Annotated in this window: 14 protein-coding genes; 11 read left to right on the forward strand and 3 right to left on the reverse strand. The window is 70.8% G+C overall.

From position 1 onward, the window contains the following. Window positions 1-220: 220 nt before the first annotated feature. The 4 genes from hutU to hutI all read left to right on the forward strand — a co-directional run bounded on the left by hutU (window position 221) and on the right by hutI (window position 5,909). Window positions 221-1,885 carry a urocanate hydratase gene (gene hutU / locus ACP4E5_RS26735; RefSeq protein WP_425832911.1) on the forward strand — a complete coding sequence of 555 codons (1,665 nt, stop codon included), beginning with the start codon at window positions 221-223 and terminating at the stop codon, window positions 1,883-1,885. 149 nt (window positions 1,886-2,034) lie between these two features. After that, window positions 2,035-3,246: an allantoate amidohydrolase gene (locus ACP4E5_RS26740; RefSeq protein WP_425832913.1), complete on the forward strand. Its 1,212-nt coding sequence runs from the start codon at window positions 2,035-2,037 to the stop codon at window positions 3,244-3,246. Continuing rightward, window positions 3,243-4,577, forward strand: coding sequence for a formimidoylglutamate deiminase (locus ACP4E5_RS26745; protein WP_425832915.1), 1,335 nt, complete (start codon window positions 3,243-3,245; stop codon window positions 4,575-4,577). Before ACP4E5_RS26740 ends, ACP4E5_RS26745 begins: the two co-directional genes overlap by 4 nt. Before the next feature lie 156 nt (window positions 4,578-4,733). Beyond that, window positions 4,734-5,909, forward strand: a complete 1,176-nt coding sequence (gene hutI / locus ACP4E5_RS26750) for an imidazolonepropionase (RefSeq protein WP_425832917.1) — start codon at window positions 4,734-4,736, stop codon at window positions 5,907-5,909. A gap of 41 nt (window positions 5,910-5,950) precedes the next feature. On the opposite strand, the gene ACP4E5_RS26755 is transcribed toward hutI, so the two are convergent. Both ACP4E5_RS26755 and ACP4E5_RS26760 read right to left on the reverse strand, forming a co-directional pair. After that, entirely contained in the window at window positions 5,951-7,633 is a 1,683-nt protein-coding gene (locus ACP4E5_RS26755) for a ricin-type beta-trefoil lectin domain protein (RefSeq protein ID WP_425832919.1), read from the reverse strand. A 200-nt stretch (window positions 7,634-7,833) separates the two neighbouring features. After that, window positions 7,834-8,745 carry an RNA polymerase sigma factor SigF gene (locus ACP4E5_RS26760; RefSeq protein WP_425832921.1) on the reverse strand — a complete coding sequence of 304 codons (912 nt, stop codon included), beginning with the start codon at window positions 8,743-8,745 and terminating at the stop codon, window positions 7,834-7,836. A gap of 241 nt (window positions 8,746-8,986) precedes the next feature. Between ACP4E5_RS26760 and ACP4E5_RS26765 the strand changes: the two genes are divergently transcribed. The 6 genes from ACP4E5_RS26765 (at window position 8,987) to ACP4E5_RS26790 (ending at window position 14,512) form a co-directional block, all read left to right on the forward strand. Further along, on the forward strand, window positions 8,987-9,370 hold the full coding sequence (locus ACP4E5_RS26765; RefSeq protein ID WP_425841668.1) for an STAS domain-containing protein: 384 nt from the start codon (window positions 8,987-8,989) through the stop codon (window positions 9,368-9,370). Between the two features lie 283 nt (window positions 9,371-9,653). Then, a complete protein-coding gene (locus tag ACP4E5_RS26770; RefSeq protein ID WP_425832923.1) occupies window positions 9,654-10,145 on the forward strand; it encodes an ATP-binding protein in 492 nt (163 codons plus the stop codon). A gap of 145 nt (window positions 10,146-10,290) precedes the next feature. Next, the gene (locus tag ACP4E5_RS26775) at window positions 10,291-10,995 is read left to right on the forward strand and encodes an LPXTG cell wall anchor domain-containing protein (RefSeq protein WP_425832925.1); all 705 of its coding nucleotides are present in this window, start codon (window positions 10,291-10,293) and stop codon (window positions 10,993-10,995) included. A 123-nt stretch (window positions 10,996-11,118) separates the two neighbouring features. After that, window positions 11,119-12,027, forward strand: a complete 909-nt coding sequence (locus tag ACP4E5_RS26780; RefSeq protein ID WP_425832927.1) for a COG1470 family protein — start codon at window positions 11,119-11,121, stop codon at window positions 12,025-12,027. Then, window positions 12,024-13,163: a hypothetical protein gene (locus ACP4E5_RS26785; protein ID WP_425832929.1), complete on the forward strand. Its 1,140-nt coding sequence runs from the start codon at window positions 12,024-12,026 to the stop codon at window positions 13,161-13,163. Before ACP4E5_RS26780 ends, ACP4E5_RS26785 begins: the two co-directional genes overlap by 4 nt. A gap of 38 nt (window positions 13,164-13,201) precedes the next feature. Then, window positions 13,202-14,512 (forward strand): hypothetical protein, encoded by a 1,311-nt coding sequence (locus tag ACP4E5_RS26790; RefSeq protein ID WP_425841671.1) that lies wholly within the window; start codon window positions 13,202-13,204, stop codon window positions 14,510-14,512. A gap of 98 nt (window positions 14,513-14,610) precedes the next feature. Here ACP4E5_RS26790 and ACP4E5_RS26795 read toward each other — a convergent pair whose 3' ends face one another. Then, window positions 14,611-16,110, reverse strand: a complete 1,500-nt coding sequence (locus ACP4E5_RS26795) for a peptide MFS transporter (protein WP_425832931.1) — start codon at window positions 16,108-16,110, stop codon at window positions 14,611-14,613. A gap of 459 nt (window positions 16,111-16,569) precedes the next feature. Here ACP4E5_RS26795 and ACP4E5_RS26800 point away from each other — a divergent pair, with 459 nt between their 5' ends. After that, window positions 16,570-17,247 carry a response regulator transcription factor gene (locus tag ACP4E5_RS26800; RefSeq protein ID WP_399237506.1) on the forward strand — a complete coding sequence of 226 codons (678 nt, stop codon included), beginning with the start codon at window positions 16,570-16,572 and terminating at the stop codon, window positions 17,245-17,247. Window positions 17,248-17,282 lie beyond the last annotated feature (35 nt).

A 17,282-nucleotide genomic window follows, 5' to 3' on the forward strand; every position in this document is an offset into this window, starting at 1 on the left:
GGTGCATGTGTGACGACGAAGCTACGGAACGTATGGAGGCCAGGTGAGGCTTCTGGCATTTCCCAGTGGAACATTCGCCGGACCACTAAAATCCGCCAACCGCCCCCGGGGGTCGGCGATGTGGATTCACCTCGACAGCTATTGACTAGTCCTATTCATGAAGACAGGATGTGAATAGAAGTCTCAACAACTTGTGGATACGCACCTCAGGAGGCCGTCGATGTCAGGACCCCGCCCCGTACGAGCCCCGCGCGGCACCGAGCTCAACACCCTGGGGTGGCAGCAGGAGGGCGCCCTGCGGATGCTCATGAACAACCTCGACGGCGAGGTGGCCGAGCACCCCGACAAGCTCGTCGTCTACGGCGGCACCGGCAAGGCGGCCCGGTCCTGGGAGGCGTACGACGCGATCGTGCGCACGCTGAAGACGCTGAAGTCGGACGAGACCCTCCTCGTCCAGTCCGGCAAGCCGGTCGGCGTGCTGCGCACCAGCGAGTGGGCGCCGCGCGTGCTGCTCGCGAACTCCAACCTGGTCGGCGACTGGGCCAACTGGGAGGAGTTCCGCAAGCTGGAGGCCGAGGGCCTCATGATGTACGGCCAGATGACGGCCGGCTCGTGGATCTACATCGGCTCGCAGGGCATCGTCCAGGGCACCTACGAGACCTTCGGCGCGGTCGCCCGGAAGAAGTTCGACGGCACGCTCGCCGGGACCATCACGCTCACCGCCGGTGTCGGCGGCATGGGCGGCGCCCAGCCCCTCGCGATCACGATGAACGAGGGCGTCGCGATCTGCGTCGACGTCGACGAGACCCGCATCGACCGCCGCATCGGCACCCGCTACCTCGACGTCAAGGCCGACAACCTGGACCACGCCCTCGAGTTGGCGGTCAAGGCCCGCGACGAGCGCCGCGGCCTGTCCATCGGCGTCGTCGGCAACGCCGCCGAGGTCTTCCCGGAGCTGCTGCGCCGCGGCGCCCCGATCGACATCGTCACCGACCAGACCTCGGCCCACGACCCGCTCGCGTACCTGCCCGTCGGCGTCTCCGTCGAGGACTGGGACAAGGAGCGCGAGGCGGACCCGGCCGGCTTCACCGAGAAGGCCCGCCAGTCGATGCGCCTGCACGTGGAGGCCATGGTCGGCTTCCTCGACCAGGGCAAGGAGGTCTTCGACTACGGCAACTCGATCCGCGACGAGGCCCGCAAGGCCGGCTACGACCGCGCCTTCGACTTCCCCGGCTTCGTCCCGGCGCACATCCGCCCGCTGTTCGAGGAGGGCCTCGGCCCGTTCCGCTGGGCCGCGCTCTCCGGCGACCCGGAGGACATCCGCAAGACGGACCAGGCGATCAAGGAGCTGTTCCCCGAGAACAAGCACCTGCACCGCTGGCTCGACATGGCCGCCGAGCGCATCGCCTTCGAGGGCCTCCCGGCGCGCATCTGCTGGCTCGGCTACGGCGAACGCCACCTGGCGGGCCTCAAGTTCAACGAGATGGTGGCGAGCGGCGAGCTCTCCGCGCCCGTCGCCATCGGCCGCGACCACCTCGACTCCGGCTCGGTCGCCTCCCCGTACCGCGAGACGGAGGCCATGAAGGACGGCTCCGACGCGATCGCCGACTGGCCGCTCCTGAACGCCCTGGTCAACACCTCCTCCGGGGCCACCTGGGTCTCCCTGCACCACGGCGGCGGCGTCGGCATGGGCCGCTCCATCCACGCGGGCCAGGTCTGCGTCGCCGACGGCACGGAGCTCGCTGCCGCGAAGATCGAGCGGGTGCTGACGAACGACCCGGCGATGGGCGTCATCCGCCACGTGGACGCGGGGTACGAGCACGCGGCGGACGTCGCGCGTGAGCGCGGGGTGCGGGTGCCGATGCGAGAAGGGGATGGCGAGTGAGTTCCGCCGATCAAGCGACTCCGGCCAATCAAGCCCCTGCGGCGATTGAGCAGCGGGGTCCGGGGCGGAGCCCCGAGTCCGCAACCCCCGGCGCGGAGCGCCACCTTTCGGGAAGGGGCGGGTTGGGGGAGCCTTCGAGCTTTTTGGAGATGTGGCGCGATCTCCTCCTGATCGGCCGCAACGCCGACTCGGGTGGCTACAGGCGCCACGCCTGGACCGCCGCGGACGCCGACTGCCGCGCATGGTTCAAGGCCCAGGCCGAAAGTCGCGGACTGGCCTACGAACTCGACCGCAACGGCAACCAGTGGGCCTGGCTCGGCGACCCTGAAGCCGGCGACGCCGTCGTCACCGGCTCCCACCTGGACTCCGTCCCGGACGGCGGCGCCTTCGACGGCCCCCTCGGCGTCGTCTCGTCCTTCGCCGCCCTGGACGAACTCCGCCGCAGGGGAGCGGAGTTCACCAAGCCGCTCGCGATCACCAACTTCGGCGACGAGGAGGGCGCCCGCTTCGGACTCGCCTGCGTCGGCTCCCGCCTCACCGCGGGCGTCCTCACCCGCGAGGCCGCCCACAAGCTCACGGACGCCGACGGGATCACCCTCCCGCAGGCGATGGAGCGGGCCGGCTACGACCCGGACGCGATCGGCGCCGACCGCGAACGCCTCGACCGCATCGGCGCGTTCATCGAACTCCACGTGGAACAGGGCCGCGCCCTCGACCTCTCCGGAGACGCGGTCGGCATCGCCAGCTCCATCTGGCCGCACGGCCGCTGGCGCTTCGACTTCCGGGGCGAGGCCAACCACGCGGGCACGACACGCCTGGTCGACCGCCGCGACCCGATGCTGAGCTACGCGGAGACGGTCCTCGCGGCCCGCCGCGAGGCCCAACTCGCGGGCGCGGTCGCCACGTTCGGCAAGATCTCCGTCGAGCCGAACGGCGTCAACGCGATCCCCTCCCTCGTACGGGGCTGGCTCGACTCCCGCGCCGCCGACCAGGAGTCCCTGGACGCGACGGTCACGGGCGTCGAGAAGGCCGCCCGCGAGTACGCGCAGGCGCACGGCATCGACGTATCGCTGACCCGCGAGTCGTTCACGCCGATCGTCGAGTTCGACAACGCGCTCCGCGACGAGCTGGCCCGCATCCTGGGCACGAAGGACTCGACAGCGGAGCTGAAGGTCCCCGTCCTCGGAACGGGAGCGGGACACGACGCGGGAATCCTCGCCCAGTCGATCCCCACCGCCATGCTGTTCGTACGCAACCCGACGGGCGTCTCGCACTCCCCGGCCGAGTCCGCCGCCGAGGACGACTGCCTGGAAGGGGTGCGCGCACTGGCCGACGTACTGGAAGGGCTGGCCTGCAAGTGACGACGACGTACTGGTTGGAACACGCCTGGCTCGGCACGCATGTCGAGCCGGGCGTGGCCGTGGACGTGTCGGACGAGGGCCGCTTCACGGCGGTCCGCACGGGGGTCGGCGCACCCCCGCCCGGCGCGACCGCGCTGCGCGGTCTGACCCTCCCCGGCCTCGCGAACGCCCACAGCCACGCCTTCCACCGGGCGCTCCGCTCGACCGTGCAGGTCGGCTCCGGGACGTTCTGGACGTGGCGCGAGGTCATGTACTCGGTGGCGGACCGCCTCACCCCGGACACGTACCACGCGCTCGCGCGGGCGGTGTACGCCGAGATGGCGCTCGCGGGCATCACGGCGGTGGGGGAGTTCCACTACCTCCACCACGCCCCCGGCGGCACCCCGTACGCCGACCCGAACGCGATGGGCGAGGCGCTCATCGCGGCGGCCGAGGAGGCGGGCATCCGCATCACCCTCCTCGACACGGCGTACCTGTCCTCCGGCTTCGGCAAGGAACCGGACCACCACCAGCGGCGCTTCAGCGACGGCACGGCCGAGGCGTGGGCCGAGCGGGCGTCGCTGCTGAAGGAGCGTCCCGGCGTACGGATCGGTGCGGCGGTGCACTCGGTGCGCGCGGTCCCGGCCGCGCAGCTGTCGACGGTGGCGGAATGGGCGCGGACCCGCGAAGCGCCCCTGCACGTCCACCTCTCCGAGCAGACGGCGGAGAACGACGCGTGCCAGGCGGCGCACGGCTGCACCCCCACCCAACTCCTGTCCGACCACGGGGTGTTGGGCGCGCGCACGACGGGCGTGCACAACACGCACCTCACGGACGCCGACATCGGTCTGCTCGGCGGCTCGGGCACGGGTACGTGCATGTGCCCCACCACCGAGCGCGACCTGGCCGACGGCATCGGCCCCGCGCCGCGCCTCCAGGAGGCGGGCTCCCCGCTCTCCCTCGGCTCCGACAGCCACGCGGTGATCGACCTGTTCGAGGAGGCGCGCGCGATGGAGCTCAACGAGCGTCTACGGTCCCGTACCCGCGGCCACTGGACGGCGGCGGCCCTGCTCCGGGCGGCCTCGGCGGACGGCCACGCCTCCCTCGGCTGGGACGACGCGGGCACGATCGAACCGGGCGCACGGGCCGACCTGGTCACCATCCGCCTCGACTCGGTCCGCACAGCAGGCCCGGCCCCCCGCTTCGGCGCGGAAACGGCGGTCTTCACGGCGACCGCGGCGGACGTCTCCGACGTGGTGACGGGAGGCCGGGTGACCGTCCGCGACGGCGAACACGTCCGGGTGGGCGACGTGGCGGGCGCCCTGACGGAGGCGATCGCGGCACTGCACTGATCAAGCCCGACCGGCGGAAAATCAAGCCCCTCCGGCGATTGAGGAGCCGGGTTCGGGGCAGAGCCCCGAGCCGTTGACCACCGGCGCGAAGCGCAAACTTTCGGGAAGGGGCGGGTTGGGGGAGAAAAAATCCCCACCCGCCCACGGAGAGGACCCATGACGAACCGCACGACGGCCATCACCAACATCGGCACCCTGGTCACGAACGACCCGACCCTCGGCGAGGGCCCCCTCGGCCAGATCCACGACGCCGCGCTGGTCATCGAGAACGACAAGATCGCCTGGGCGGGCCCGACGGCCAAGGCCCCCGCGGCCGACACCACGCACGACGCGGCCGGCCGCGCCGTCATCCCCGGCTTCGTCGACTCCCACTCCCACCTCGTCTTCGCGGGCGACCGCACCGCCGAGTTCAACGCCCGCATGTCCGGCCAGAGCTACTCCGCGGGCGGCATCCGCACCACGGTCGCCGCGACCCGCGCGGCCACCGACGAGGCCCTGGAGGCGAACCTCAAGCACCACCTCGCCGAGGCCCTCCGCCAGGGCACGACCACGTTCGAGACCAAGTCGGGCTACGGCCTCACGGTTCAGGACGAGGAACGCGCCCTGCGCATCGCGGCGGCCCACACCGACGAGGTCACCTACCTCGGCGCCCACATCGTCTCCCCGGACTACGCGGAGGACCCGGCGGCCTACGTGGACCTGGTGACGGGCGACATGCTGAACGCCTGCGCCCCGCACGCCCGTTGGGTCGACGTCTTCTGCGAGAAGGGCGCCTTCGACGGCGACCAGGCGCGCGCGATCCTCACGGCCGGCAAGACGAAGGGCCTGCTGCCCCGCATCCACGCGAACCAGCTCAGCTACGGCCCCGGTGTCCAGCTCGCCGTAGAACTGGACGCGGCGTCGGCCGACCACTGCACGCACCTCACGGACGCGGACGTGGACGCCCTGGCGAACGGCAACACGGTCGCGACCCTCCTCCCCGGCGCCGAGTTCTCCACCCGCGCCGAGTGGCCGAACGCCCGCCGCCTCCTGGACGCGGGCGCGACGGTCGCCCTCTCCACGGACTGCAACCCGGGCTCGTCCTACACGTCCTCGGTCCCGTTCTGCATCGCCCTCGCCGTACGGGACATGGGCATGACCCCCGACGAGGCCCTCTGGTCGGCCACCGCGGGCGGCGCCAAGGCCCTCCGCCGCACGGACGTCGGCCACCTGGCCCCGGGCGCCCGCGCCGACCTGACCTTCCTGAACGCCCCGAGCCACGTCCACTTCGCGTACCGCCCGGGCGTGCCCCTGGTGTCAGAGGTGTGGCGACGCGGCACGCGGGCCGCCTGACGGCGGGAGAGAGCGCCACCACGCTCAGCAGGAGCCTGCGGTCACAGGCTCCTCCCCGCCCGCCACCGCTGCTCGTCCCCGCCGTGGAACTTGCGTTGTCCCAGGCGGAACGAGCCGTCGTCGAGGGGTGTGACGGCGGTGGCGCGGTCCGTGGCCGGGCGGATCGAGCCGTCGGCGTGGACGGAGAAGACGAGGTTCGCGCCGTAGTTGCCGTCGGCGTCCGCGCAGTGCCGGAGGCCGATCGTGCGGTCGGTGTCGCCTCGGTTGTCCAGGCAGAAGTCCGGGTTGGCGGCGGACTGGACGACGCCGCGGACCGCGTCCACGCGCCACTGCTGGCTGCCCGTGAGGTCGCACTTCGCTGCCACCACGTCGTCGCCCTCCGCCATCGGCGTGCGGGAGACGTCGAGGCACAGCCCGGAGGCGACGTCGATCACCTCCGCGTACTCCTCGCCGGGCGGGCGGAAGGGCGGCGGCTTCGGCTTCGGCTTGCCGGACGACGGCGGCCCTGAACTCGGCTCTCCCGACGGGGACTTGGTGGTGGGGCCCGGGGACGGCGGCACCGTGACCGTCTCCGTGCTGCGCGCGGTCGTCGTCGCGGTGGCGGTCGTCGTGGTCGTCGAGCCGGCCGTCGTCGTCGCCGTGACCGTCACCCGGACCGGCGGCGGTGTCGAAGGCGTGGCGCCCATCCCCTGGCCCACCGCCGACAGGTCGGGGCGGCCCTCCGTCAGCGTCAGGATCAGCAGCGGTACGAGCGCCACGCCGACCGCCGCGGAGGCGAGCGCGAAGCCCATCGGCGTCGCGCGGACGACCGCATGGCGCCGGGGGGCCTTCCGGCGGGCGCGGCGGGCCGGGCGGCGACCGGCGGCCCCCGCGCCCGCTCCCGGCGCGGGCTTCGCGCGGTGGCGGGGCGCGGCGGCCTCCGGGGGCACAGGGGCCGGAGCCGTGGCGGGCGCCTCGGTCAGCAGGTAGTCCGTGCCGCCCCACGGCAACAGGCCCTCCGCCAGCGCGCGGCGCGGATCGTCCCGCAGGGCCGTCAGCTCCAGGTACGCGGCGGTGCAGCTCGGGCAGCGGGCGAAGTGGGCGTCCAGGTCGGCGGTGCTCCGCGGCCGGCCGGGTCTGGTCGCCTCCTCGATCAGGCGCCCGTAGCCCCGGCAGTGCGTGCCCTGCGCGCGGGCCACCCGCGCGGCGAGGCAGGCGCCGCGCAGCGCGTCGAGCGCCGCGGCCCGCGCCTGCGCCACGTCCCGCGCGGGCGTGCCGGTGGCGATGCCGGTGGCCGCGTCGGAATCCCCGTCCACCACGGAGTGCCAGAGCAGTGTCTGGGTACGCGACGGCAATGCATGGAACGCGGAGAGCAGCGCAGGCGCCCGCTGGGCGTCCGGCGAGCCGAGGGCGCCCAGCAGGCCGGGAGCGAGGCGCGCGCGGCGTTCGTCGGCGGCCCATTCGGTCGCGGTGCGGTGGACGAGCAGCAGTGCGTGGTGGCGCCAGGAGCCGCTCGGTTCGACGCCCCGCGCGACCTCGCGTGCGGCCCGCGCGAAGGCCTGCGCGCCCAACTGCCGTGCGGCGTCCGTGTCGTGGGCGCACACCCGCGCGTAGGCCAGGAGCGCGTGCCGGTGCCTGCCGCGCAGCTCGCCGAGCGCCGGATACGCGGTCGGGGCGTCGGCCCGCAGCAGCGCGACGAGCCGGTGGTCCGGCGCCGTGGCATGGGCGCCGCCGTTCGCAGACACCGTGTCCTCCTGTCACCGGGGCCCAGATGGGAGCTCATAGTGGTGCAGGAGAGGCGGTACGGGTAGGTGTTCCTCGGGGTAACCCGGCACAGGGCAGCGGGAGTTGGCGAAAAAACACCGAGGGGGCCGACCGTTTCACGGTCGGCCCCCTCGACGTGACAGGGCGTTACGGGTGATGCGGGTGGTGCGGGTCCGAGCGATTACTCCTCGAGCGTCAGACCCTTGCGCAGGCGCACCAGCGTCCGCGAGAGCAGCCGCGACACGTGCATCTGCGAGATGCCCAGTTCCTCACCGATCTCGGACTGGGTCATGTTCGCGACGAAGCGCAGCGACAGGATCTTGCGGTCGCGCGGGGGGAGATCGGCGATCAGCGGCTTCAGGGACTCGACGTACTCGATGCCCTCGAGTCCGTGGTCCTCGTAGCCGATGCGGTCCGCGAGCGCGCCCTCCGAGTCGTCCTCCTCGGGCTGCGCGTCGAGCGAGCTGGCGGTGTAGGCGTTGGACGCCGCCATCCCCTCGACGACCTCTTCCTTCGACAGGCCCAGGCGTTCGGCGAGCTCGCCCACCGTGGGCGCGCGATCAAGCTGCTGGGCGAGCTCGTCGCCCGCCTTGGCAAGGTCGAGACGGAGTTCCTGGAGGCGCCGGGGCACCCGTACCGACCAGGACGTGTCACGGAAGAAACGCTTGATCTCGCCGACGATGGTCGGCATCGCGAAGGTGGGGAACTCGACGCCGCGGCTCAGCTCGAACCGGTCGATCGCCTTGATCAGGCCGATGGTGCCGACCTGGATGATGTCTTCCATCGGTTCGCTGCGCGAGCGGAACCGGGAGGCCGCGAACTTGACCAGAGCCAGGTTCAGCTCGACCAGTGTGTTGCGGACATACGAGTATTCGTGGGTGCCTTCTTCGAGGGACTCGAGCCGCTCGAAAAGGGTCTTGGAGAGGGCTCGGGCGTCGAGCGGGCCCACCTCGTCGTAGGGCGGGATCTCCGGGAGGCCCTCAAGGCCTTCGAGGCCCTCGGTCTCGACGTCGACATGAGTTTCCGGGGGGAGTGTCGACGTCGCCTGGTCAGTACGCGATTCGTCGAGCCGGGCTGACATGATGTCCTCCATGCGTTCTCGGCATATGGCTGCCGATGCCAATGCGTGCACTGCTTCTAAGTGCGGCGCCTCCAAAGCCGGCCGTGGTCGAATGTTGTCCTTACTAGGCCTACCCGTTTTCCACACCAGGTCGCAAGTGCGTTCTGCGGCGAAATGTCCGAATTCTAGAGGTTGTTCGGGTGTCAGTGCACAGTCGGAGGGCGTAGTGTTCGAGGGCGTCAATCGGCACGTCGAAGGCAGCGAGAGAGACGTCATGGACCGCGGGACAGTCGGCAGTGCGCATCGGGGCCGGCTTCTGGTCGAGGTGCGACAAGAGGGCTCAAGTGCCGTCGTGACCCCGGCCGGTGAGTTGGATCACCATACGGCCGATCTGCTGCGCGAACCCCTGGATGAATGCCTCAACAATGGACATTCCAGGCTGGTGATCGACTGTTCCCGCCTCGAATTCTGCGATTCGACGGGGTTGAACGTGCTGCTCGGGGCCCGTCTCAAGGCCGAGGCGGCCGGTGGTGGAGTGCACCTCGCGGGCATGCTTCCGGTGGTTTCCAGGGTGTTCGAGATCACCGGCGCGGAGGCCGTCTTCACGGTGCACGCGTCGCTCGACGGCGCCCTCGCTCCGGACCCCTCCGGCGACTGAGCGGAACCGGACGGCTGCGTGCCGTGGTCGACCCCAGAAGTTACGCTCCAGTTGTCGCTGCGTGATCTAGGCGTTACCAGCGTCACAGGAGCCGTTCTGAACTAGTGGGTGTTTCCGCCGTTCCCTCGGGCAGGAGACCCCACGAACACGACTCCGACCCTGCGACCCCGATGACCCTCCGACCCCGATCCGCGACCCTGGCTTCCTGGCCGGGCAGTGGGCACTCGGGCCCTGAACCCTGAATCCTGAAGCTGAATTGGTGAATCGGTGAGGTGAAGTGCTGATGAGCACCACCCGGCCTTACTCGCCGGGCGACCACGGCCCCGAGTCCGGTGAAGTGCCGGTCGTCGCGGGTCCGCGGGTCCGCAGGCTGAGCCTCGGCGGCGCGAGCGGCATCGTGCCGCTCGCCCGTGATTTCACCCGCGAAGCGCTGCATGCCTGGGGCTGGCTGCCGGCGGCGACCGCGGACCGCCGGGCCGCGGCGGAGGACGTGCTGCTCGTCGTCTCCGAACTCGTCACGAACGCGTGCCTGCACGCCGAGGGGCCCGACGAGATCATCCTGTACTTCGGCGACTCCCCGGCCAACAAGGTGCTGCGCATCGAGGTCGCGGACCGCGGGGCGGGTCAGCCGGCGCCGCGCACCCCGCACCGGGTCGGCCGCCCCGGCGGGCACGGCATGTTCATCGTCCAACGCCTCTGCCTCGACTGGGGGGTCGTCCGCACCCCGGGCGTCGCGGGCAAGGTCGTATGGGCGGAGGTCGGCGCCCCCGCGTAGCCGCCTTTCGTGCCTTCTTGGAAGCACGCCGGATCTCCTTCGATCCGGCGTGCTTTTTGTCTTCCCTCGACAGGGTCCCCGGCGTACCTTGAGCCACCCAGATCTGATGAACCGTCAGTAACCTTCGGTTTGAAGGGACTTCGAGGTGACGTACCGGACGTACCAGAAACGAACCGCCGCGTTCGCGCTGAGCGCGGCCCTGGCGGGCTCGGCGGTGCTGATGGCCGCCCCCACCGCCTCGGCCACGGTGCAGAACGTGAACTACCAGTGCAAGACCCCGATCGGGAACAAGGGAGCCGTGTCCCCGATCGACATGAAGAGCGCCAAGAGTGGCAGTGGCTACAAGATCACGATGTCCTTCCAGAAGGGCGTCTCCTCCAGCCCTGTGGAGCTGGGCAAGGGCGCCATGCACCCGAGCGCCGTCATCAAGGTGGGCGGCGCGGACACGGGCCAGTTCACGGCGACCGGGCCCCCGAACGACAAGGCGATCCCCGCCAACAGCCCGATCAAGATCAGCGACTTGACGGGTACGTACACGCCGAAGAAGAGCGGCAAGGTGAACTTCACCGCCGGCGTCCTCACCATCAAGGCGCTCGGCACGAACACCACCTGTACGCCGTCCAACAGCCCGAAGCCCTCCCTCGAGATGGACGTGAAGGCGGCCGCGGGGGGTGGTGGCGGGGCCGGGGACTCGGGTTCGTCGGCGTCGGCGCCGTCCGGCGGTGAGCTTCCGCAGACCGGGCCGGAGGATTCGGCGGTCGCGCTCGGCACGCTCGGCGGCACGGTGCTGCTGGCCGGGGCGGCGGGCGTGCTGTGGCTGACGCGGCGTCATCAGGCGGCGTCCCGCTAGGGGGCGTGAGTAGCTGCGATGACATTGCGCTCGTCGATGGGACGTGGGGCCCCGCGGTGTTGCGGCCGCGGGGCTCCGCCCCGGACCCCGCTGCTCAAGCGCCGCAGGGGCTGTAAGTGGTTGATGGCCGCTGCTCTGGCGATCCTTGTGGGCGGCTTCGCCGCACCGGCCCTCGCGGCCACCGGCTGGACCATCAGCCCCTCCGCCGCCGGCGGGACCCGGCCCGCCGATGGTGAGGGGCGGCCGTACATCTACGCGGAGGGGACGCCCGGGTCCGTGCTGGAGGACAAGGTGGCGGTCACGAATCCGAGTGGCAAGCCGCTGAAGGTCTCCTTGCGCGGAGCCGACGCCGACAACAGGGGCGACGGCGCGCTGGACGTCCGTAAGAAGGCCACGGACACCGGATCGTGGATCCGGTTCGCCGAGGCGACCGTGAAGATCCCCGCGCGCACCCGCGCCGAGGTCCCCTTCTCGGTCTCCGTGCCCGCGGGCGCGACACCCGGCGACCATCCGGGCGCGGTCGTGGCACGGGCGGGCGGGCGCGACGCCGGGGTCAGTGTCCATCTGCGGGTCAGCGGCCCCACGCTGTCCGCCCTCACGGTCGAGCACGTACGGGTGAACAAGGGCTCCATCGCCTACGACGTGGTGAACCGCGGCAACACGACGCTCTCGCCGCGTCTCGCGGTGAAGGCCGACGGGGTGTTCGGCGCCGCCCTCGACAGGAGCAGGGCCCTGCCGGTCGAGATCCTTCCGGGCCGCCGGGTCAGCCTCACCGAACCGTGGAAGAACGCCCCCTCGCTCGACGCCGTCGACGTGAAGGTGACGGTCACCGCGGGCGGCGGCGCGGCGGACTCGGCCACGGCGAGCGCCCGGTTCGTGCCGTGGGCGGTGGTCGGCGGGATCCTCGCCGTGCTGGCGGGGGCGGGGTGCGTCGTCTATTGGTACCTGCGCCGCAGACGGCCCTCCTGGCCCGTACCGCCGCACCTGCTCCGACTGCTCCGCCGACAAGGGAACGTAAGGAGTGCGCCATGAACCGCCCCAGCTCCCGCGCCTCGCGGCTGCTGACCGTCCTGGCCCTCGTGGGCGCCCTGCTCGCGGGCACCGCGCCCTGGGCGGCCTCCGCCGCCGACAAGCCGTCCGTGAGCCTCTCCAAGTCCCAGGCGGGGACCGGGGGTTCGATCACCGTGAAGGGCGCGGGCTGGCGGCCCGACACGCTGCTGATGATGCTGATCTGCGGGCAGTCCAGCCCGTCGCGCGGCGTCATCGAAGGCACCAACTCCTGCGCCAACTCCGAGGGGCGCGCGGTCACCACCGGCTCCGGGGGAGCGTTCAGCAAGTCGCTCCCGGTCGCCGAGCCGCCGACGCCGTGCCCCTGCGTCGTCCATGTCGCCACGGTGACCGGGCAGAAGGCGCAGGCGGACGCGGTCTTCCAGGTGGCGGGGCATCCGGTGAAGGCGCTGCCGAAGGACTCCGGGAGCGGGCAGCTGTCGATGGTGGCCGACACCCGGCTCGAGGGTTCCAGCGGCCTGCTGACCTGGTTCGGCGCGCCACCGTCCCGGTCCTTCACGTTCACGGTGGGCAATGTCGGATCGAACCCGGTCAAGAATCCGGTCTTCCAAGTGGGCAGCTCCCACGGCGTGTTCGCGCCGCAATGGGAGGACCAGCAGTGGCGCGGCACGATCAAGCCGGGGCAGAAGGCGCAGATCAAGCTGCCCGTCGAACTGTCGGCGGGCGCGCACGGCGACTATCTCGTCTCGCTCAAGTACGGCGGGAAGGTGCTGGCCGAACAGCCCTGGGGCGTGGGCCGCCCCTGGGGCGTCACGCTCTTCTGGATCCTGCTGTGCATCGTCGTGCCGGGCGCCGTCTTCCGGATCGGCATGGCGGTCGTGGACCGCGTACGGCCGCGTGACCGCCGGTCGGGATCCAAGGCGTTCAAGACGTCCAAGGCGCCCAAGGCGTCCAAGGGAGCGGGCGGACGCACCGTACGGCTCCCGAAGGTGCGGCTCCCGCAGCAGAAGCCGGAACAGCCGTCGCCCGCCGCGCCCGCGAGCACGACCCAGACCACGACCCTGCCCTGGTTCACCCCGGACACAGGTCCGGAACGGACCGCGGCCGGTCAACTCTCCGCACCGCCCGAGAACAGCCCGACGACGAAAGGAAATACGTGAGCACCCAACGGAGAGTGAGCGCGGCCGGTGTCGCCCTGATGCTCGGTGGGGCGGGTCTGATGTTCGCGACCGCCGCTCCCGCGCAGGCCGCCGCCGAGACCTCGTACAAGACGGAGTGCATACCGCCCTCGATCTCCGGGCTCGGCCCGGTGCAGGGCACCACGATCACGCAGATCGCGGCGCCCGCCACGGCGAAGGTCGGCGACACGGTCAACGTGACCTGGACGTTCATCCAGGGCGCCTCGAAGAACCCGGACGTCCTCGACCTCGACAAGAACACGGTCCAGCCCACCGGCACGCTCAAGGCGGCCGGCGCGCAGACCGGTGACATCGACATGCAGGGGCCGCGCGAGAACCCCGCGATCCCCAAGAACAGCCCGATGAAGCTGTCCACGATGACGGGCAAGCTGAAGCTGACGAAGCCGGGAGACGTGAAGCTGACCCCGGACAAGTACAACATCAACGTCAGCAAGCCGATGTCGACGGACACCAAGTGCTCCCCGACGGAGGCCGTGCAGCCCGCCGCGATCATCAAGGTCCTTCAGGGCGCCGCGACTTCGGGCGGCGGCGGCCTGCCCGGCGGTCTGGTGGGCGGCACCTCGTCCGGCGGTTCGAGCAGCGGCGGCTCGTCGAGTTCCGGCGGCAGCGCCTCGGGCGGCAGCGCTTCCGGCGGCTCCACGGGCGGCGGCAGCGGCAAGAGCGACTTCACCGGCAAGGAGGTCAGCGTCCCCTACGCCTGCAAGACGCCCATCGGCGACAAGAGCGCCACGTCCCCGGTGCAGATCAACGCCAAGAAGGACGGCGGGAACTACGGCCTCACGGTGAAGTTCAAGAAGTCCGTGATGGACAGCCCCGCCGACATCCCCGCCGACTCGGTGAAGCCGTCGATGGAGGTCAAGCTGGGCGGCTCCGACAAGGGCACCGTGCCCGTCGAGGGACCGACCAACAAGAAGGCCTTCAAGTCCGGCGACCCGATCACGATCCCGGACCTGACGGGCACGTACAAGCCGGGCGCCGACGGCAAGTCGACGCTCTCGCCGGGTGTCCTCACGGTCAAGGCGCTGGGCACGACCACCACCTGCACGCCGAAGAGCGCTCCGGTCTCCCTGGAGCTCGACACGTCGAAGCAGGCGGGCGGCGCGGCCGGCGGCACGGGCTCGGCAGGCGGCTCGGCCAGCGGCTCAGCGGGCGGCGGCGGCTCGTCCGCGACGACCGGCGGCCTCGCCGAGACCGGCTCCTCCACCGAAGGCCCCCTGCGCGCCCTCGGCCTGGCGGCCGGCACGGTGATCCTCCTGGGCGGCGCGGTCTTCACCTTCCTCCCGCGGGCCCGCCGGGTGATCCGCCGATAGCCCGTTCAAGCCCCACTCTGCCCCGACGCACACGAAAAGGGTCCGGCCCGCACCGATTCGGTGCGGGCCGGACCCCTACGCGTAGCCGAGCGGCGCGCTCAGTGAACGCCACCCATCAGCGGCTGCACCTTCCGGCGGAACATGAACACCGCGACACCCGCGAGCACGGCAAGCGCACCCTGCGAGGCGAACCAGAACTCCGTGTCCGTCGGCGCGCCGATCAGCTGGAGCAGGGCGATGACCGAGTCACCGGCGGTCACGGCCAGGAACCAGACACCCATCATCTGCGAGCCGTACTTCTGCGGCGCCAGCTTCGTGGTGAGGGACAGGCCGACCGGGGAGAGCGTCAGCTCACCGATGGTCTGGATCAGGTAGACCGAGCACAGCCACAGCGGAGTGACCTTGGCGTCGCCGGAGGCGGCGGTCTGGGCCAGCATCATCACGAAGAAGGAGATACCGATCAGGAAGACGCCGTTGGCGAACTTCGTGAGGGTGCTGGGCTCCTTGCCCCGCTTGTTGAGCCACAGCCACAGCCAGGCGGCGACCGGCGCGAGCGCCATGACGTACAGCGGGTTCAGGGACTGGAACCAGCTGGACGGGAAGTCGAAGCCGAACAGCGTGTTGGTGGTGTCGTTCTGCGCGAACAGCGTCAGCGTGGAACCGGTCTGGTCGTAGATGCCCCAGAACACGGCGGCCACGATGAAGAACCAGATGTACGCGGTGACGCGGGACTGCTCGGTCTTGTCGAGCTCGCGGTCGCGCTTCATCTTGACCAGGTACCAGACGGGCAGGACCAGGCCGAGGATGGTGAGCGGCCACAGCAGCCAGTTCACGGTGAGCAGGCCACCGGCGCCGGTGGCGGCGTAGAACACGATGGCGATGGCGGCCCAGATCGCGGACTTCTTCCAGATCGCGCGCTTCTCGGCGTCGCCCATCGGCGACGGGACGACGTTCGACTCGGGCGACAGGTAGCGGAAGCCGAACAGGAAGCACGCGAGGCCGAGCGCCATGCCGACACCGGCCATCGCGAAGCCGAGGTGCCAGTTGACCTTCTGGCCGATCGTGCCGATCGACAGCGGCGCGAAGAAGGCGCCGACGTTGATCGCGATGTAGAAGATCGAGAAGCCGCCGTCACGGCGCGGGTCGTTCTTCTCCGGGTACAGGTGGCCGACCATCGTCGAGATGTTGGCCTTGAGCAGACCCGAACCGGCGGCGATCAGGCCGAGGCCGAGGTAGAACGAACCGGCCCACGGCAGCGCCAGCGTGAAGTGGCCCGCCATGATGATCGCGGCGCCCACCGCGGTCGTCTTGCGCGGCCCCCAGATGCGGTCGCCGAGCCAGCCGCCCGGCAGGGCGAGCAGGTACACAAGGGCGTTGTAGACGGAGTAGATCGCGGTCGCCGTGGCGACGTCGAGGCCGAGGCCACCGTCGATCACACCGGCCGACAGGTACAGCACGAGAAGCGCGCGCATCCCGTAGAAGCTGTACCGCTCCCACATCTCCGTCAGAAACAGAAAGGCCAGGCCGCGAGGGTGGCCAAGGAAGGTCTTCTCACCGGCGCCGGGCGCGGTGGCTTCCTTCGTCAGGCTGGACGCCATGGGGGGTTCCTTGCTCGCTCGGGACGCCGCACCTTCGTGGGGAGCAAACGCCCGCGTGGGGGAGGCCGGCACCGAAACCCGCCGATGCGGCGGGCCCGAGATCCACACCCCGGCGCGCTTCATCACACGCGGGGCCCGGCCACAGGTCATTCCTAAAAATGCTGACCGAAGTCAGCTCACACAAGAAAGGGACCTTGGGTGCGCAGTGCGCTCCAAAGGTCCCCCAGTAGTGCATCAGGCGTTGAATCACCTTACGAACGACTCAACGGCATATGGAAGGACTTGAGAGATGGATCACAGGCCTTCGCGGAACCACCCGCACTGTTTCAAAGGTGTTCCCCACGATGGCACCCGGACACCGCAGGGCGCGAACCCGGAGGCAAAAATTCCGTTCGCCGCTGGACGGCGCAGTAGCCGATCACCCCACGGGCGTCGTCCGGCGCGGACTACCATCACCTCATGACCCGTGTACTGCTCGCCGAGGACGACGCGTCCATCTCGGAGCCGCTGGCCCGTGCCCTGCGCCGGGAGGGGTACGAGGTGGAAGTGCGCGAGGACGGCCCCACCGCCCTCGACGCCGGACTGCAGGGAAGCATCGACCTCGTCGTACTCGACCTCGGACTGCCCGGAATGGACGGCCTCGAGGTGGCCCGCAGAATGCGCGCCGAGGGGCACACGGTGCCGGTGCTGATCCTCACCGCCCGCGCGGACGAGGTGGATACGGTCGTCGGCCTCGACGCCGGGGCCGACGACTACGTGACCAAGCCCTTCCGCCTCGCCGAACTGCTCGCCCGCGTCCGGGCCCTGCTCCGCCGCGGCGCCACCGAGCCCGTCCAGGCCCCGGCCACGCACGGCGTCCGTATCGACGTCGAGTCGCACCGCGCGTGGATGGGCGATGAGGAACTCCAGCTCACGGCCAAGGAGTTCGACCTCCTGCGGGTGCTCGTGCGCGACGCGGGCCGGGTCGTCACCCGTGACCAGCTGATGCGCGAGGTCTGGGACACGACGTGGTGGTCGTCGACCAAGACCCTCGACATGCACATCTCGTGGCTCCGCAAGAAGCTCGGCGACGACGCGGCGAACCCGCGCTACATCGCCACGGTGCGGGGTGTGGGTTTCCGCTTCGAGAAGAGCTGAGCCAATAGAGCCCCTGCAGGGGGCACCTCCCAGCG

This window comes from Streptomyces fractus (assembly GCF_049844455.1).
GTDB classification, from domain to species: Bacteria; Actinomycetota; Actinomycetes; order Streptomycetales; family Streptomycetaceae; genus Streptomyces; species Streptomyces fractus.

Bases quoted from the DNA above. Each gene is read 5' to 3' on its own strand.
- hutU (WP_425832911.1), top strand. From the start codon at position 221: ATGTCAGGACCCCGCCCCGTACGAGCCCCGCGCGGCACCGAGCTCAAC.
- ACP4E5_RS26740 (WP_425832913.1), top strand. From the start codon at position 2,035: ATGTGGCGCGATCTCCTCCTGATCGGCCGCAACGCCGACTCGGGTGGC.
- hutI (WP_425832917.1), top strand. From the start codon at position 4,734: ATGACGAACCGCACGACGGCCATCACCAACATCGGCACCCTGGTCACG.
- ACP4E5_RS26760 (WP_425832921.1), bottom strand. From the start codon at position 8,745: ATGGAGGACATCATGTCAGCCCGGCTCGACGAATCGCGTACTGACCAG.
- ACP4E5_RS26765 (WP_425841668.1), top strand. From the start codon at position 8,987: ATGGACCGCGGGACAGTCGGCAGTGCGCATCGGGGCCGGCTTCTGGTC.
- ACP4E5_RS26770 (WP_425832923.1), top strand. From the start codon at position 9,654: ATGAGCACCACCCGGCCTTACTCGCCGGGCGACCACGGCCCCGAGTCC.
- ACP4E5_RS26780 (WP_425832927.1), top strand. From the start codon at position 11,119: ATGGCCGCTGCTCTGGCGATCCTTGTGGGCGGCTTCGCCGCACCGGCC.
- ACP4E5_RS26785 (WP_425832929.1), top strand. From the start codon at position 12,024: ATGAACCGCCCCAGCTCCCGCGCCTCGCGGCTGCTGACCGTCCTGGCC.
- ACP4E5_RS26790 (WP_425841671.1), top strand. From the start codon at position 13,202: ATGCTCGGTGGGGCGGGTCTGATGTTCGCGACCGCCGCTCCCGCGCAG.
- ACP4E5_RS26795 (WP_425832931.1), bottom strand. From the start codon at position 16,110: ATGGCGTCCAGCCTGACGAAGGAAGCCACCGCGCCCGGCGCCGGTGAG.
- ACP4E5_RS26800 (WP_399237506.1), top strand. From the start codon at position 16,570: ATGACCCGTGTACTGCTCGCCGAGGACGACGCGTCCATCTCGGAGCCG.